16 protein-coding genes are annotated in these 15,470 nt (G+C 59.7%); 5 read left to right on the top strand and 11 right to left on the bottom strand.

The features are described 5' to 3' along the window. The first annotated feature begins 103 nt into the window (after nt 1-103). Genes AAH446_RS13305 through mdcH form a run of 3 tightly spaced genes read left to right on the top strand, consistent with a single transcriptional unit; the run spans nt 104 to nt 2,584 of the window. The gene (locus tag AAH446_RS13305) at nt 104-1,063 is read left to right on the top strand and encodes an AEC family transporter (RefSeq protein WP_342907172.1); all 960 of its coding nucleotides are present in this window, start codon (nt 104-106) and stop codon (nt 1,061-1,063) included. Between the two features lies 1 nt (nt 1,064). Then, on the top strand, nt 1,065-1,682 hold the full coding sequence (locus AAH446_RS13300; protein WP_342907171.1) for a malonate decarboxylase holo-ACP synthase: 618 nt from the start codon (nt 1,065-1,067) through the stop codon (nt 1,680-1,682). After that, entirely contained in the window at nt 1,679-2,584 is a 906-nt protein-coding gene (mdcH, locus tag AAH446_RS13295) for a malonate decarboxylase subunit epsilon (protein WP_342907170.1), read from the top strand. Before AAH446_RS13300 ends, mdcH begins: the two co-directional genes overlap by 4 nt. Here the strand turns inward: mdcH and AAH446_RS13290 are convergent. After that, entirely contained in the window at nt 2,559-3,497 is a 939-nt protein-coding gene (locus tag AAH446_RS13290) for a LysR family transcriptional regulator (protein ID WP_342907169.1), read from the bottom strand. The genes mdcH and AAH446_RS13290 overlap by 26 nt on opposite strands. 314 nt (nt 3,498-3,811) lie before the next feature. On the opposite strand from AAH446_RS13290, the gene AAH446_RS13285 reads away from it, so the two are divergent. Beyond that, nucleotides 3,812-4,327: a GNAT family N-acetyltransferase gene (locus AAH446_RS13285; RefSeq protein ID WP_342907168.1), complete on the top strand. Its 516-nt coding sequence runs from the start codon at nt 3,812-3,814 to the stop codon at nt 4,325-4,327. A 74-nt stretch (nt 4,328-4,401) separates the two neighbouring features. Here the strand turns inward: AAH446_RS13285 and ftnA are convergent, their stop codons facing one another. From ftnA to AAH446_RS13270, 3 genes are all read right to left on the bottom strand, one after another. Continuing rightward, nucleotides 4,402-4,911: a non-heme ferritin gene (gene ftnA / locus AAH446_RS13280; protein WP_342907167.1), complete on the bottom strand. Its 510-nt coding sequence runs from the start codon at nt 4,909-4,911 to the stop codon at nt 4,402-4,404. 614 nt (nt 4,912-5,525) lie between these two features. Continuing rightward, entirely contained in the window at nt 5,526-5,744 is a 219-nt protein-coding gene (locus tag AAH446_RS13275; RefSeq protein ID WP_342907166.1) for a helix-turn-helix domain-containing protein, read from the bottom strand. 381 nt (nt 5,745-6,125) lie between these two features. Beyond that, nucleotides 6,126-7,349: an MFS transporter gene (locus AAH446_RS13270; RefSeq protein WP_342907165.1), complete on the bottom strand. Its 1,224-nt coding sequence runs from the start codon at nt 7,347-7,349 to the stop codon at nt 6,126-6,128. A gap of 95 nt (nt 7,350-7,444) precedes the next feature. Here AAH446_RS13270 and AAH446_RS13265 point away from each other — a divergent pair, with 95 nt between their 5' ends. Continuing rightward, nucleotides 7,445-8,380 carry a LysR family transcriptional regulator gene (locus AAH446_RS13265; protein WP_342907164.1) on the top strand — a complete coding sequence of 312 codons (936 nt, stop codon included), beginning with the start codon at nt 7,445-7,447 and terminating at the stop codon, nt 8,378-8,380. Nucleotides 8,381-8,383: 3 nt separating this feature from the next. Here AAH446_RS13265 and pqqF read toward each other — a convergent pair whose 3' ends face one another. The 7 genes from pqqF to AAH446_RS13230 all read right to left on the bottom strand — a co-directional run bounded on the left by pqqF (nt 8,384) and on the right by AAH446_RS13230 (nt 15,428). Further along, on the bottom strand, nt 8,384-10,972 hold the full coding sequence (gene pqqF, locus AAH446_RS13260) for a pyrroloquinoline quinone biosynthesis protein PqqF (RefSeq protein WP_342907163.1): 2,589 nt from the start codon (nt 10,970-10,972) through the stop codon (nt 8,384-8,386). A 1-nt stretch (nt 10,973) separates the two neighbouring features. Next, nucleotides 10,974-12,107, bottom strand: a complete 1,134-nt coding sequence (pqqE, locus tag AAH446_RS13255; protein ID WP_342907162.1) for a pyrroloquinoline quinone biosynthesis protein PqqE — start codon at nt 12,105-12,107, stop codon at nt 10,974-10,976. Continuing rightward, entirely contained in the window at nt 12,094-12,378 is a 285-nt protein-coding gene (gene pqqD / locus AAH446_RS13250) for a pyrroloquinoline quinone biosynthesis peptide chaperone PqqD (RefSeq protein WP_463322813.1), read from the bottom strand. Before pqqD ends, pqqE begins: the two co-directional genes overlap by 14 nt. Further along, nucleotides 12,378-13,145 (bottom strand): pyrroloquinoline-quinone synthase PqqC, encoded by a 768-nt coding sequence (pqqC, locus tag AAH446_RS13245; protein ID WP_342907161.1) that lies wholly within the window; start codon nt 13,143-13,145, stop codon nt 12,378-12,380. The genes pqqD and pqqC overlap by 1 nt, the downstream gene beginning before the upstream one ends. Nucleotides 13,146-13,155: 10 nt before the next feature. Continuing rightward, nucleotides 13,156-14,067, bottom strand: a complete 912-nt coding sequence (pqqB, locus tag AAH446_RS13240) for a pyrroloquinoline quinone biosynthesis protein PqqB (RefSeq protein ID WP_342907160.1) — start codon at nt 14,065-14,067, stop codon at nt 13,156-13,158. 58 nt (nt 14,068-14,125) lie between these two features. Further along, nucleotides 14,126-14,197, bottom strand: a complete 72-nt coding sequence (gene pqqA / locus AAH446_RS13235) for a pyrroloquinoline quinone precursor peptide PqqA (protein ID WP_071995430.1) — start codon at nt 14,195-14,197, stop codon at nt 14,126-14,128. Nucleotides 14,198-14,378: 181 nt separating this feature from the next. Further along, nucleotides 14,379-15,428 (bottom strand): dipeptidase, encoded by a 1,050-nt coding sequence (locus tag AAH446_RS13230; RefSeq protein ID WP_342907391.1) that lies wholly within the window; start codon nt 15,426-15,428, stop codon nt 14,379-14,381. Nucleotides 15,429-15,470: the final 42 nt, after the last annotated feature.

Here is a 15,470-nt window from a genome sequence, read left to right as displayed (position 1 = left end):
GCCATTTTCTGAGCACGCTGCGGCGTGCTCAGCGAGGCAGCCTGTTGATAAAAAACCATCGTACCTGTGCTATTCGCTTTCTTAACGTTTACAGGTGGTATTTATGACTTACGTGATAGTTCATGCTCTTGCACCCATTTTTGTGATTATGCTGCTCGGCTTTTATGCCGGAAAAGCGAAAATGGTGGATAACCGCAACGTCGCGCTGCTCAATATATTTGTGATGGATTTTGCTCTGCCTGCCGCGCTGTTTTCCGCCACTGTTCAGACGCCCTGGCTGGGGATCGTTAAGCAGACGCCGCTGATTCTGGTGCTGGTACTGGCGATGTGGATCGCATGGGTGGGGATCTATTTCCTCTGCACCCGGGTTTTCCACAAGTCACCGCAGGATGCAGCGGTACTGACGCTGACCGTTGCGCTGCCAAACTATGCCGCGCTGGGGCTGCCGATTCTGGGAAGCGTGCTGGGTGAAAACCCCGGAACCTCGCTCTCGGTAGCGGTCTCCATCGCCTGTGGTTCCGTGCTAATGACGCCATTTTGCCTGATGATTCTGGAGCGCGAAAAGGCGCTGGCGGCAGGCGGTGAGCATAAATCAGGCGCGGCCATGCTGCCGGTGCTGATGTGGCGTTCGGTGACCAAGCCAATTGTCTGGGGACCGCTGCTGGGCGTGGTGCTTTCCGCTATCGGTATCCGCATGCCGGAAATGGTGCTGACCACTATCAAACCGCTGGGCCTGGCCGCGACCGCCGCCGCGCTCTTCCTGACGGGGCTGATCCTTTCTGCCCGCCAGCTGAAAATTAACCGTGCGGTCATCGTCGCCAGCCTGACCAAGCTGATTATTCAGCCGCTGATTGCCTGGGGTATCGTTATCGCGCTGGGCCTGACGGGGCAGATCGCCATTACCGCCATCCTGATGATTGCGCTTTCGGCGGGCTTTTTCGGCGTGGTCTTCGGCAACCGCTTTGGCGTTCAGTCTCCGGATGCAGAAGCCGCGCTGCTGATCACTTCTGTCCTGTGTATTATTACGTTACCGCTATTTATTTCATTAACCGCAGGGATCTGAGATGCAGTTGGAATGTCGGGCGCACGATCTTATCTGGCTTAACGATCCTGAACAATTACAGGGATCGTTGCCGGAATGGGTAGCCAGCCAGTGGCGCGCAACTTTGCCGCTGGTGGTGCGCCGCGATCGGGACGAAAACGGACGGATACCCGTGGGTATCCGGGGGCTACGTCGCGATCTGCGCGCGGCGGCCTGGGTTGATCCCACCGCGATCCAGCGTCGCCTCGCCCCCGAGGCGCTCAGCCAGCGTGAGGGCCTGCTGAGGTCGCCTTTTGTCACCCAGCCGCCGGTACAGGCGGCCATCCAGCTGGCCCAGCAGGTCTGGCCCTGGGCGTGGGGCATTACCGGCAGCGTGGGGTATGCGCTGGCGACCGAAGTGCCGGTGCTGCATGGCGACAGCGATCTCGATCTGCTTATCCGCAGCCCTGAGCCGTTGGCGAACGCGGAGCTTGCCCGCTGGCAGCACTTTTGCCAGCGGCTTATCTGCCGGGTGGACACTCAGGTGGAGACGCCTGCGGGCGCTTTTGCGCTGGCGGAATGGCTGCGTGACGGACGGGTGATGCTGAAAACAAACGAGGGGCCGCGCCTCACGACGCGCCCCTGGGAGGAATCCGCGTGAAGATTTTACTGACCTTTCCCGGCCAGGGTCCGCAGCGGCCCGGCATGCTGCAACAGCTTCCCGCTGGCGATGCGATACTGGCTCAGGCCAGTGAGGTGCTGGGCGAGAAAGCCGGAGAGCTGGACAGCGAAACCGCGCTTCAGCACACCCGCGCGGTACAGCTTTGCCTGCTGATTACCGGCGTGGCGTACGCCCGCGATCTGCTGGCGAGGGGACTTGAGCCCGATATGACCTGCGGGCTCTCTATCGGGGCATTTCCCGCCGCCGTCGTCGCGGGCGCGCTCAGTTTTGAGGCGGCACTGAAACTGGTGGCGCTGCGCGGTGATTTAATGGAGCAGGCTTATCCAGAGGGTTATGGCCTGACGGCCATTGTCGGCCTCACCCAGCGCGAGCTGGAAACGCTGCTGGTGGAGGAGAGCTGGATAGCCAATCTCAACGCTGAACGGCAGCTGGTCATTGCGGGCAGCGAGGCGGCCATGCAGGCGGTGGCAAAACGGGCGATGGCGGCCGGCGCGCAGAAAGTGCACCGGCTGGCGGTCAGCGTGCCGTCCCACTGTGCGCTGCTGGCTGAACCGGCCAGAAAGCTGGCTGACGCTTTTAACACGGTGACGCTCGACCGTCCGCGCTACGCCTATCTGAGCGGCAGCAGCGGGCGGGTGCTCTGGCAGCCGGAACAGATTGCTGACGACCTGGCGCAGAATATGTCCCGCACCGTGCGCTGGCACGAAGCGATGATTGCGGCGAACGAACGCGATGTGCAGCTGGCGATCGAGATGCCGCCCGGCTCGGTACTCACCGGACTTACGCGGCAGGCCTTTGTTTCCGGCGAGATGCTCTCACTGGAGCAGGGCGGCAGCGAGCTGGCACTGACGCTGGCTAAGCGACTCCGAAGCCGGAGTTAAGGCGGTTCAGCGAGTACATCCGCCCCTCGGCGGCCAGCGCCAGCAGATTGGGATCGTGTTCCCGGTTACGTTCAAAGACGATCGCCAGCGTCTGGCGCATCTGATATTTGTGATTCAGCTTCAGCAGCTGTACCGAATTCTCATAGACCCGCTTCATGCGGCCGGGGATCAGGGTCAGCCCCACGCCCGCCTGCACCAGACTCAGCATAGAAAAAATGTCGTTGACGCGCATGACGATCTCCGGCTCAAAGCCCGCGATCTGAAAGGCTTCTTTAAAGCCGTGATAGGTGGCGAACCCTTCCGCCAGCGAAACGAATTTATGGGTACGAAAATCGCGCAGGTCGGCGAGCTTTTTGCCATTAAGGTGGGTGGTTGAGGGGGCGGCCAGGAAAATATCATCCTCAAACAGCGGCAGAATCTCAAAGCGGCTCCGGTCAATTTCACTGTCCGTGATGGAAATCAGAATGGCGTCCAGGAAACCCTCGCTAAGTTTGCCCAGCAGCATCTGGTTTGAGTCCATGGTCAGATCCAGTTCGATATCCGGACGGCGAATCTTCATGCCCATGATCAGCTGCGGCACCGTCTCCAGGGTCAGGGAATAGAGCGTGCCCAGCCTTACTCTTCCCTGGCCGACTCCCGCCGTTTTACGCGTCTCTTCCATGCCTCTCGACATCACGTCCATCGCTTCCTGACTGTATTCGCACAGCGTATGGGCAGCAGGCAGCGGCACCAGATTGCGCCCCTGATGGATAAACAGCGGGCAGCGCACATTCTCTTCCAGCGTGTGCAGGGCGCGATGAACGCTGACGCTACTTAAGCCGAGGGCTTCCGCCGTACGTGCTATGTTTCCCCGTTGCATAAAAGCCATAAAAATACCGAGCTTACGAAAAGTAATATCGAGATTATTCTTCATTCTTTTGCCCGTATGAGGATCTCTGTGCCGAATTCTGGTTTCTGTGCCGCCGCGAAGCGAATCCGGTGCAGCAGAGAAACCCGCTCAAGGTATGTTACCGGTGTAAAGACGATTTGATTTTACAGACCACCGCGGGCAAGGTGACCTTCTGACATAAAACGAAACAAAACGTGCAGCTTGTTCAGCGTGGTTAAGCGTAGCCGCTTTTCGCCGCGAACAGCGGGAATGCGGAATTTACATGCCAGAGTCGCGGAACCAGCCCTTTACTGGCCTGTCGCCCGGCGCGCAGGTTTTCTCTGTGGAGAGTTGATGTTATGACGGCGCAAACTGAACTCATTTCACTAAAGCGTTATCAGCCAGGCTACCAGCAAGGCGTGGTCTCGCTTATTTTACCGATACAGAACCAGGAATTCGGCATTGAAATCACCGCTGAGCAGCAGCCGGACCTCAGTGAAATTGAAGCGTTTTACCAGCGTGGCGGCGGCGATTTCTGGCTGGCGCTGGCGGGCGGGAGAGTGGTGGGCTGTATCGGGCTTAAGGATCTCGGCAATCAGCAGGCGGCGCTACGCAAGATGTTCGTGGCCGAAGGCTACCGGGGAAGCGCCACCGGGGCGGCTAACGCGCTGCTGAACAGACTGCTCGATCATGCCAGCCGGCAGCAGATCCGGGAGATCTTTCTGGGCACCACGGCGAAATTCCATGCGGCGCACCGTTTCTATGAGAAGCATGGCTTTGAGGAGATCGCCATCCCGCAGCTTCCGGCGGCCTTTCCACTGATGCAGGTGGACACGAAGTTTTATCGCCTCAGGCTCCCTCGTGCGGGAGGGTAGCCTGACGCAATCAGGGCCGGTCCTGTGACCGGCCCTGAGGGCAACAAATAAACGGGTTAAGCCGTCGGTTCGCGTTACGCCTGTTCGTGATCCGCCGAGCTCATCTTCATCAGATCTTTATCAACAAAGAACAGGCTGTCGCCGCTGGTGCCGACCAGCGCCAGCTTGTCGAGTACGGATTTAAACAGCTTCTCTTCTTCATGCTGCTCAGCAACGTACCACTGCAGGAAATTGAACGTGGAGTAGTCCTGGCTGGTCATCGCCGCATGGGCGAGTTCGTTGATTTTGGCGGTGATCAGCTGCTCATGTTCATAAGCCTGCTCCAGCACCTCATTCAGTGAGTTCCAGGTCACCGGCGGCGCCGCAATCGAGCCCAGCACCGGCATGGCGCCGGTATCGCTCAGATAGTTGAACAGGCGCTGCATGTGCTGCATCTCCTCTGTGGAATGCTTGCGCAGGAACGCAGAGGCGCCCTCAAAGCCTTTATCTGCGCACCAGGCACTCATCTGGAGGTAAAGATTGGCGGAAAAGAATTCAAGGTTTAACTGATCGTTCAGTCTGGCGGTCATATCGGTCGTCAGCATAGCGCTCCCTTATTTCTGGGCAAATGTATCCGGAATAGTGGGTGCATTATGCACGGCTGTTGCACAAATAAAAACCGTTTGTTGCGTTTTTCCCCGCTTTTATTTTAAATGTAACTCTATGAAAGTTAACTGATAATTATTATCACGCTATCGCGAAAGGTTTCGTTTTATGAATGGTTCTGATAACGATTACTATTAAAAAGCGGCAGGGTAAAACGGCCCTGAAAAAAGGCGGCAGGCATTATCAGCCTGAGTTTTGACCGGGCCCCTTTTTTGATGGCACGAGGGTTTTATGCGGGCTGAGCCGGGTGTGCCAGTAAGGGGAACTTTTATCGCGGGAAAATCCGTTAAGCGGACTTTAACAATGCTGCCGGGAGCGCCATCAGCCAGTCTGCACAATATGTAATGGTTTGATGAGGTTGGCGGGCAAAAAAAAGAAAAGGGAGCGAAAATGTGTGGAATCTGCCTGTAAAAAAGGCGCTTTGTCAGGATAATTTAAAAATAGCGATTGCGTATTTTTTAAAATGAATAAGTTTTTATGAAGCGAGGGTGATTTATTTTTCAACAGAATGATTTAAATAGGTAATAAATTTTACTCTGTGTTTTTTCTCTGATTAAAACTCAATCAGATTTTTTAATTCCATCTCCAGCCCTTTGGCTAAAATAACGATCACTTCGAGCGTCGGATTGCGTAAACCTCGTTCAATTCCACTGACATAGGTACGATCCAGCCCGCATTTCAGTGCGAAAGCTTCTTGCGACAAGCCTGCCTGCAGTCTGAGTTCTTTCACTCTTTTTCCAAAAAGAACTTTCGGAGCGATTATTTTTTCCATAAGCGCAACATTACGCTTTGCTGTCTATAAGTCCACGGACTATTAGTCACATTTGTCAGAAGCTACATGGGGGTGTGACTTATCGTCCACAAAGAAGATCTTTTAAGAATTAACCTGAAAAAATAATGAGCGATGACGATCGGGAAATGGCGGATATAAATGATACGCCCTGAAAAAAGTTATTCTTTCTTTTATCAGGGAGCCGGCTGGCAACGCCAGGAGGGATCTAAGGTTTATGCCTTCCATGGCTTCAGGCTGAACAGATTATTACCGGCAACGAAGGGGGATAACTCTGGTCCGGAAGTAAAGAGGCGCTCACCTGACCTGCGCCGGACGATCTGCTTGTGTCAGAACGCTATCAGTCCGGACTGGCCTGTTTTATCACGCCGCCGCGTGTGCACCTTGCGCCGTGTCAGGACTTAATAAGCGGACGATAAAGCTGCCGGCACCCGCCAGCGTCAGCAGCGCCACCACGCCCTGCCAGCCCGCCCACTCCAGTGCCAGGCTGCCCAGCGCCGAGCCCACCGCCATGCCGATAAAGACGCCGGTAAACATCAGGGCGTTAAGGCGGCTACGCGCGGCCGGCTCCAGGCTGAAGATGATCGACTGGTGCGAGACGAGGGTGGACTGTACGCCAAAGTCGAAGCCGATGGCGGAAACCACGATCAGCGCCAGCTGGGCGGCAGGCGAGAGCAGCGGCAGCAGAAACATGGCGGCGAAGGAGAGGGTGGCCAGCGCGGTGCCGATGCGGGTCACAATCGCCGGGCCATGGCGGTCAGCAAGCGTTCCCGCCAGCGGCGCGGCGAGCGCACCGGCAGCGCCTGCCAGCCCGAAGGCGCCCGCAACCGCGCTGCCGGTGTGATACACATCATGCAGCATCACCGCCAGCGTTGACCAGAATGCGCTGAAGCCGACCGAGAGCAGCGCCTGAGCCAGCGTGGCCCGGCGCAGTGGGCGATACCTTTTCCACAGGTGGTACATGGAGCCGAGCAGTGCCGGATAGCTCATACGGGTACTGGCGGGCATCGCTGGCAGGCTGCGCCATAAAATGAGCGTTATCGCCATCACCATCGCAGCCGCGACGGCAAACATCACCCGCCAGCCAAAATATTCCGCCACGATGCCGCTCAGCACCCGGGAAAGGAGGATCCCCAGCAGCAGGCCCGTCATTACCGTGCCGACGGTTTTTCCCCGCTGCGCGGCGGGTGAAAGGGCGGCGGAAGCGGGCACGATATCCTGCGCCATGGTGGCGGTAATGCCGATCGCCAGGCTGGCCACCAGCAGCATAGTGATGCCTCCGCTGACGGCGCTGAGCAGCAGCGCCAGCGTCAGCAGCACGCCTTTAATGGCGATGATCCCCCGGCGATCGTGACGATCGCCCAGCGGCGCAAGCAGCAGTATGCCCAGCGCATAGCCGATCTGCGTCAGCGTTGGGATCAGCCCGACAAGGCCGATCCTGGTATGCAGATCCGTAATCAGGATCCCCAGCATCGGCTGGCTGTAGTAGATAGAGGCGACGCTGAAGCCTGCGCCGGTCGCGAGCATCAGAACATGCCGGGGAGCAACCGGTTTTTCTGTGGATAAAGGAGCGTGGGTGGCGGTCATAGTAAGTATCCTGGCTGAGATGAGAGTCACAGTTTTATCCGTTTGCGCCGGTAACGGTAGCCCTCTGCCAGACAGAACTGTTATACGTATGTCGTATGAAGAAAGAGAATCTGTCAGGCATCGACCGTATAGAACTGATGCAAACCTTTATCCGCATCGTGGAGGCGGGCAGCCTCTCCGCCGCGGCCGTGCGTCTTGCCACCTCCCAGCCCACCATCAGCCGCCGCTTACAGACGCTGGAGCGGATGCTGGGGCTGAAGCTGGTGCAGCGTACCACCCATGAAATGAAGCTGACGGATGACGGCGAGCGCTGCTATACCCATGCCAGAGCGCTGACCGAGAGCTGGCAGATCATTGAAGAGGATCTGCTTGGTGCCGCCGAAGAGCCAAAAGGCGTGCTGCGCGTGCTTGCGCCTCATGCTTTTGGTCAGGACCAGATGATCCTGCCGCTGCAAAACTATCTGCAAAGCTATCCGAAAATGACCGTGGAGTGGATGCTGAGCGACCGGCAGCCCGACTTTCTGGCGGAGGGAATTGACTGCGCGGTTCATGTGGGCGCGGTCACCGACCCGTCGGTGGTGGCGCTTCGCGTGGCTGAGGTGCCGCGCATTGTGGTGGCTTCTCCCGCTCTTTTTCACGGGCAGGCGGTGCCGGAGGATCCGGCGGCGCTGCCGGGCCTGCCCTGGGTGGCGCTGAGCACCTTTTACCGCAAGGAAATCGTGTTGCATCAGGATGAAAAAGCCGCCTGGCGGGGCGATATCAATCCCCGGCTGCTGACCGACAGCCTCTACGCGCTACGCAACAGCGTGCTGGCAGGTATGGGCGTGGGCATCGCCTCTTCCTGGCTGGTTCAGCCGGATATTGAGGAGGGAAGATTGCTGCACCTCTGTCCGGCATGGCAGGCCGCGCCGCTGCCCATTTTTCTGGTCTATCCCTGGGCGCGCTTTTATCCCGCCAAGCTGCGCAAGTTTATCGCGCTGATGCGGGAAGTGCTGCCGGTGATTGGCGGCACGCAGCCGCCGGGGAAATAAAGCTTACTGATTGCTTATCCTGATCCAGCGGCCGGGCTCACCAGCCAGCGCCTGGTAATAGCGGCTGAGGCGATCGGGAGTCAGGCTGTTCAGCTCCTCCTGCGTCAGCGCCGGAAGCTGGCGCTGCTGCTTCTGCCAGGCATCCAGCACCGCCGCCGGACTCTCAGGCTGCCCAGTGGCGTCAACCAGCCGGAGCGTATGCGCTTTTTCCTGAAGGCTTTCTGGCGATATCTGACCGACAACTTCGCCCATTCCGGCGATAAACTCCTGCATATGCCGGTAAAGTTCCTCAGCGGAAAGGCCGGGCGACTGTAGCGCAAACAGCAGCCCCGCCATTCCTGCCGACTGATGGAAGCGGCAGCTGACCACATAGCCGACCGGCTTTTCCACCCTGAGCTGCTGAAAAAAACGGGGTTCAAAGAGGGTGCCGAACAGCTGCCAGGCCGCCAGGCAGGTCGCGGAGGCTTCCGCCAGCGGGCAGAAGAGAAGCACCGCCGCGTCAGGGCTTTCCGTCGGGCAGAGATAGTGCGTCGCTGCCCGCGCGGCGACAGCTTGCTTAAATGCGGGTTCAGCGCGGCGAGAACGGGGCGGCTGCCGGACGATAAGCTCACCGGGAAAGCGGGAGAGCAGCCGGGAAAGGGCCTGATAAAGCGGCTCATCGCCGCCGTAGAGCGTGGCTTCCCAGCGCACCCGGGGCAGGTCTGTCTCAGGGAGAAGCGCCGCGTCATCCAGCATAACCCTATCCGGCATCTTTCCGTCGCGTGGCGCAGAGGCTGTAGCCTGCACGTTATCTCCGGCGAGCTGCCAGTGGGCAATGGCGAGGGGAAGCTTTGCCAGCAGCGCGCGCACGGCAATATCGGCACGCTGCTGCTGTGCCGCCCGCAAAGCCAGCCGCTGGCCTCGTGCAACCACGGCGGAGGTGGGCCGGTTCAGAAGGTTGTTTACCTCATCGATCGCCGCCAGCATCAGTTCGCGGCTGCCGCTCAGCCGCAGCAGCCAGCTTCCCTGCCGGGATTCAAAATGCAGCTCGCCGCCCTGATGGTGACAGGCACCGCTCACCGTCTGTAACGCGGCCTCAATCAGTGCCGCCTGGGCGGGGGAAAGCTCGCCAGCTGCCGGGGTTAACAGCAGCACAGCATCGCACGTAGCGGGAAGATGGCGCAGCGGTGCGCGTTCTGCCGGCAGAGAAGGCGGCGCAGGCAGCGGGCGGTCGGCAAAATCCAGCCCGACGCGCGCTGCCGGATCGCCGCTGACCGGCCAGCGGTCAGCGCTGAGATTCAGCATAAAACCCTGCGCGACGACCCGGTCGGGCACGGCTTCCGCTGCGATCCGCAGACGGGTCATATTGCCCGGCTGAAGCTGGGTAAGCAGCTGCTGCCATGCGCCGGATGCCAGGGTGTGCTCATCAGCAGGCGGCAGCCCAAAAGCGCGCGCCCGCAGCCTGTCGAGAGAAGAGAGGCGCACGAAGCGACGACGGGAAAGCGCCGCATAGTGGCGAAGCTGCTCCGCTGACAGTCCGGCCAGCAGCCCCAGCCAGCGGCAGAAAATCGCCTCCACGGCGGATGCCGGGGATTTTTCAGCGCTGCCATCGACTGGCGTGTCGCACAGGTGGAAGAGTACGCTGATGACCGCCTGTCCGTCGCTGCGGTAAGGCTCCAGCAGGTCGATCTCATCGCACAGACCCTCCTCCCGAAGGGTCGCCAGCAGAGTGTGGCTGGCCGTATCACAGAGCAATTCCTGTAACAGGCTGAAGGTCCGGGGATCGGGGGACGCGATAAGGAAGCTGAGCTGGAGGCGTTCCGTGCCCGGCAGCTGTAGCCTGAAGTGTCGTTCAGGACGCAGTGCCAGCGCGGCAGGCCATGCTGATTCGGGCAACGTTGTCGGGGCCTGAGCGCTGTGCGTCTCTGAAGACGCCCCCAGGCCGGCATCGCTGTTGAGCTGTGCCGCCCGCTGAAACTCGCCCCCCAGTGCTTCAGCAAGCTGGAGTAGCTCTGCCAGCGGCTGCGGTCCCTGAAGCCAGAGCGTCAGCCGCGCCGTATGGAAAAACTGCTGGTGATAGGCCCGCAGCGCCTGCCGGAGCGCAGGAAGATCCTGACCAAAATGCGCCTGGCTGCCCACCTGGAAACGGTGCAGCGGGTGAGGTGCGGCAAACGCCTGGCTGAGGGCCGCCTCACACAGCGTCTCCTGGTGGGTCGCCAGCATCCGGTATTCAGCCTCGATGGCCGCCGCCTCCTGGCCGATAGCGTCCGTTGTCAGCAGCGGGCGCTGAAGCATATCCACCAGCCTGGCCGTCGCCTCCGCCAGCTCCGGCGCGGCAACTTCCACGAACCAGGCGGTAGAGGTTCCCCGCGTGGTGGCGTTGAGCCGCCCCCCTTTTGCCGGCACCCACGCCATCAGCCGCTCTTCATCCTGAAAACGCTCGCTGCCCGCAAACAGAACGTGTTCCAGCAGGTGGGCGAGGCCCGGCCAGGCGTCCGGCTCGTGGAGGCTGCCCGCAGAGAGCCGCACCAGCGCCGAGGCCTGCGTTGCGCCGGGGTCCTGAATCAGATTGACCAGAAGCCCGTTAGCCAGCCGCTGCCGGACGACAGCCATATTACTCTTTGAAAATCAGCTGAGAGTTCACGCGGTTGCGGAACTGTAGCTGGTTGATCTGCATATTGGTGCAGTTCGCCTGCTCGCGGGCGGCGAGGATTTTGCCATGATGCGGCGACTTGGCGCACACCGGATCGGCATTATCGGCGTTACCGGTCAGCATAAAGGCCTGGCAGCGGCAGCCGCCAAAGTCCTTCTCTTTTTCAGAGCAGGAACGGCAGGGCTCGGGCATCCAGTCGAAGCCGCGGTATTTATTAAAGCCGAAGGAGTCATACCAGATCTCCTGCAGCGACTGCTCCAGCACCGACGGGAACTGCACCGGCAGCTGACGCGCGCTGTGGCACGGCAGGGCGGTGCCCTCCGGCGTGACGCTGAGGAAAATCGCGCCCCAGCCGCCCATACAGCCTTTTGGCCGCTCTTCATAATAGTCGGGCGTGACGAACAGCAGATTCGCCAGGTTTCCGCTCGCGCTCATCTTTTCACGGTAGCGGTGAACCACCGCCTCGGCCTGCGCGATCTGGTCGCGCGTGGGCAGCAGCCCCTCGCGGTTCAGCTGCGCCCAGCCGTAGAACTGGCAGGTCGCCAGCTCGACGTCGTCCGCTTCCAGCTCGATGCAGAGGTCGATAATACGGTCAATCTGGTCGATGTTATGGCGGTGCAGGACGAAGTTCAGCACCATCGGATAGCCGTGCGCCTTCACCGCCTTCGCCATCGCCAGCTTGGTCTGAAAGGCCTTTTGCGATCCCGCCAGGGCGGCGTTCAGCGTTTCATCACTGGCCTGAAAACTGATCTGAATATGATCCAGGCCAGCTTCAGCAAAGGCGTCGATCTTTTTCTCCGTCAGGCCAATGCCGGAGGTGATCAGATTGGTGTAAAAACCGAGATCCCGTGCGGCACGGATCAGCTCGGGCAGATCCTTGCGCACCAGCGGTTCGCCGCCGGAAAAGCCGAGCTGGACGGCGCCCATCTGGCGCGCCTGTTTGAAGACCTCGATCCACTGTGCGGTGGTCAGCTCCTTCTCCTGCTGGGCAAAGTCCAGCGGGTTGGAGCAGTAGGGACACTGCAACGGACAGCGGTAGGTCAGTTCAGCCAGCAGCCAGAGCGGCGGGTTGACCTGAGGTTTAAGCAGGTTCACGAAAAATTATCCACTTTTGTTCACAGGCCTGGACGAGGAACGCTTTCACATCCTCATCCACGCCGCCAGCCTCGGGAAACTGGGCGTTAAGCCCGGCAATAATCTCGGCGACGGAACGCGTTCCCTCAACCTGTTGCAGAATGGCGGTGGCGCTCTCGTTCAGCTTCGCCATCCCTTCCGGATAGAGGATCACATGGCAATCCTGCGCCTGTTCCCACTGTAAGCGGTAGCCGCGGCGGAAGGCGGGGATCTGCGCGTCGTTAATTATCATCAGACCAGTCTCTCGTGATGCCATGCCAGTTTATCGGTCACGGTGTGATAAGGCGGGCGGTGCAGCTCGTAAGCCATCGTCATCGAGTCCAGCATACTCCAGAGAATATCGAGCTTGAACTGGAGGATCTCCAGCATACGCTGCTGTTTCTCTGCGGTATCACAATATTCCAGCGCCAGCTGCAGGCCGTGCTCCACGTCGCGGTTCGCCTGGCTCAGGCGGCTGCGGAAGTAGCCGTAGCCCTCTTCTTCAATCCACTTGTAGTGCTGCGGCCAGCTGTCGAGGCGCGACTGATGGATCTGCGGGGCAAACAGCTCGGTCAGGGAGCTACAGGCCGCCTCCTGCCAGACGGCACGGCGGGCGAAGCTGACGTAGGCGTCCACGGCGAAACGTACGCCGGGCAGCACCATGCGTTCGGAAAGCAGCAGATCCCGATCCAGGCCAACCGCTTCACCGAGCCGCAGCCAGGCCTCAATACCGCCCTCATCGCCTTCCTGGCCGTCGTGATCGAGAATACGCTGCACCCATTTACGGCGCGTTTTCGGGTCCGGGCAGTTGGCCATAATCGCCGCATCCTTCAGCGGGATGCTGGTCTGGTAGTAAAAGCGGTTCGCTACCCAGCCCTGGATCTGCTCACGCGTACATTTACCGTTGTGCATCGCCATATGGTACGGGTGATGAATATGATAATAGGCGCCTTTGGCGCGCAGAGCTTGTTCGAACGCCTCAGGAGACATAGGTCCGGTTACAATTCTGTCTGGCTTCATCGTTATCTCGCTAAAGGTCAATACGCATCCCGTCCTGACTCACTTCGATACCCAGCTGCGTCAGCGCCTGACGTTCAGGGGAGTCCTCGATCAGGATCGGATTGGTATTATTGATATGAATAAGAATTTTGCGCCTGGCGGGCATAGAGGCGAGCAGCGCTATCAGCCCCTGCTCCTCCGCCAGCGCCAGATGGCCCATATCTTTGCCGGTGTTGCGGCCCACGCCGGTGGTCGCCAGCTCGTTATCCTGCCAGAGCGTGCCGTCAATCAGCAGGCAGTCCGCCTTTTTCATCCAGCCCAATAGCTCGCTGTCCGGCTCGCCCAGACCGGGCGCATACAGCAGCGTACTGCCGCTGCGGGTATCTTCAATAAACAGCGCGACATTGTGGCCAGGCAGCGGCTTACCGCGGTAGCGCGAATAGGGCGGCGCATTGCTCAGCAGCGGAATGGCGGTGAACCGCAGGGCGGGACAGACCGCGACGGAGAAGGGCTCGCCCGGCGCAATGGCGTGATGGACAAGCCCGCCGTTCCAGTGCGCAAGCATTGGGAATACAGGGAAACCGGTGCTCAGGTCGTCGTGCACTTCCGGCGTGCACCAGACCTGATGCGGGCAGCCTTCACGCAGGCTCAGAAGCCCGGTGGTGTGGTCGATCTGACTGTCGGTCAGGATGATCGATCCAATGGCGGTGCCGCGCAGCACATCGGTTTTATGCAGGGCGGGCGTGGCCGCAATCTGCTGGATAATTTCCGGCGAGGCGTTGCAGAGAACAAAGTTGATGCCGTCATCGCTCAGCGCAATAGAGGACTGCGTGCGCGCCGACGTCTTCAGGGTGCCGTTACGCACGCCCTGACAGTTTCTGCAATTGCAGTTCCACTGAGGGAAGCCGCCGCCCGCCGCAGAGCCGAGAACGTTAATCTGCATGTGTAGACCAGAAAAGAGGAAAGAAGAAGATGCCTGCGGCTGACCGCAGGCATAAGGCTTAGCGGTTGGAGATGTACAGCGTTACTTCCAGACCTAAGCGTAAATCAACGAACTGAGGTTTAGTCCACATAATGAATCTCCTTCGGTGTTAGCAATCAAGAAAACTGCGAAACGTAAGTTCGGCAGGTAATGCGCTTGTTGTCAAATATCGACATCTGGGCGCGGCAAATGTTGCGCCTATGGTAAAACGATATCAACCCTGTAAGCAGCAGGGACTTTAGGTAACTATAGAGCAAAATGTTCCACCCGGTTCATTCTCCCCAGGTTTTTTTCAGTACGCTTAGCCAGTTACGCCAGCAGAGCTTTTCAATCAGCGCCTCGCCGTAGCCCGCACCGGCCATCGCCGTTACCAGTCGCGGCAGCCCGGCAACGTCGCCCAGCGCATCGGGAACGCTGATGCCGTCAAAGTCGGAGCCGAAGCCGACGCGATCCTCGCCCAGCGCCGCCATCAGGCCATCCAGATGACGAAGGATATCGCTCAGCGGGGTATCGCCGTTGCGCTGACCGTCGGCGCGCAGAAAAGCGGTGCCGAAATTCACGCCGACAAAGCCGTCACTTTCCGCCACCGCCTTCAGCTGGGCGGCGGTCAGGTTTCGCGGCTGCTGGCAGAGCGCATGAACGTTAGAGTGGGTCGCCACCAGCGGCGCGCGGCTCTGCTCCGCAGTCTGCCAGAACGCTTTCTCATTCATATGGGAGAGATCGATCAGCAGCTTTTTCTGGTTGCAGACCTGCACCAGGTTTATGCCTTCCGGCGTCAGCCCCTCGCCGCTGTCGGGCGAACCGGGAAAGCTGCCGGTGACGCCCACGCCAAAGCGGTTAGGCAGATTCCACATCGGGCCAATGCTGCGCAAACCGGCGGCGATCCAGCTGTCGAGCTGGCTCAGCTCGCCATCCAGCGCCTCTGCGCCCTCGATATGCAGCACCATCGCCAGCACGCCCGTCGCCATGCAGCGCTCAATCTCCGTGACGCTCCGGCAGATTTTCGCCCGGCCCGCCGAGCGCGCTTCAATGCTGTGCAGCAGGGCGATCTGCGCTTCGACGATCGCCAGCGGGTCATGCTGCGCCGGATCGTATCGCTCGTTGCCCTGCATAACGTAGCGGGCAGGGGGAACAAAGACGGCAAACAGGCCGCCTGCCAGTCCCCCCTGACGGATACGCAACATATCCAGATGGCCCTCCAGCGTGCCGTCAAGAAACTGCCCCACGGGATCCCGGGCAGCGTCCTGAAGCCACAGGCGCAGCAGCAGATCGTTATGCCCGTCGAAAACGGGCTGGGATGAGGCGGGGCGGTGTTGGGTCATCATGGCTTGCCGCTTGCGGTCCGGTTAAAGGAGAAGAGAAAG

The organism is Erwinia psychrophila, from assembly GCF_039023475.1.
In the GTDB taxonomy this organism is placed as follows: domain Bacteria; phylum Pseudomonadota; class Gammaproteobacteria; order Enterobacterales; family Enterobacteriaceae; genus Erwinia.
Note: the sequence above shows the minus strand (reverse complement) of the source record. Positions and strands in the feature narration are given on the sequence as shown.

Coding starts and splice junctions, on each gene's coding strand:
- AAH446_RS13305 (WP_342907172.1), top strand. CDS start 104: ATGACTTACGTGATAGTTCATGCTCTTGCACCCATTTTTGTGATTATG.
- AAH446_RS13300 (WP_342907171.1), top strand. CDS start 1,065: ATGCAGTTGGAATGTCGGGCGCACGATCTTATCTGGCTTAACGATCCT.
- AAH446_RS13290 (WP_342907169.1), bottom strand. CDS start 3,497: ATGAAGAATAATCTCGATATTACTTTTCGTAAGCTCGGTATTTTTATG.
- AAH446_RS13285 (WP_342907168.1), top strand. CDS start 3,812: ATGACGGCGCAAACTGAACTCATTTCACTAAAGCGTTATCAGCCAGGC.
- ftnA (WP_342907167.1), bottom strand. CDS start 4,911: ATGCTGACGACCGATATGACCGCCAGACTGAACGATCAGTTAAACCTT.
- AAH446_RS13275 (WP_342907166.1), bottom strand. CDS start 5,744: ATGGAAAAAATAATCGCTCCGAAAGTTCTTTTTGGAAAAAGAGTGAAA.
- AAH446_RS13270 (WP_342907165.1), bottom strand. CDS start 7,349: ATGACCGCCACCCACGCTCCTTTATCCACAGAAAAACCGGTTGCTCCC.
- AAH446_RS13265 (WP_342907164.1), top strand. CDS start 7,445: ATGAAGAAAGAGAATCTGTCAGGCATCGACCGTATAGAACTGATGCAA.
- pqqF (WP_342907163.1), bottom strand. CDS start 10,972: ATGGCTGTCGTCCGGCAGCGGCTGGCTAACGGGCTTCTGGTCAATCTG.
- pqqD (WP_463322813.1), bottom strand. CDS start 12,378: ATGATAATTAACGACGCGCAGATCCCCGCCTTCCGCCGCGGCTACCGC.
- pqqC (WP_342907161.1), bottom strand. CDS start 13,145: ATGAAGCCAGACAGAATTGTAACCGGACCTATGTCTCCTGAGGCGTTC.
- pqqB (WP_342907160.1), bottom strand. CDS start 14,067: ATGCAGATTAACGTTCTCGGCTCTGCGGCGGGCGGCGGCTTCCCTCAG.
- AAH446_RS13230 (WP_342907391.1), bottom strand. CDS start 15,428: ATGACCCAACACCGCCCCGCCTCATCCCAGCCCGTTTTCGACGGGCAT.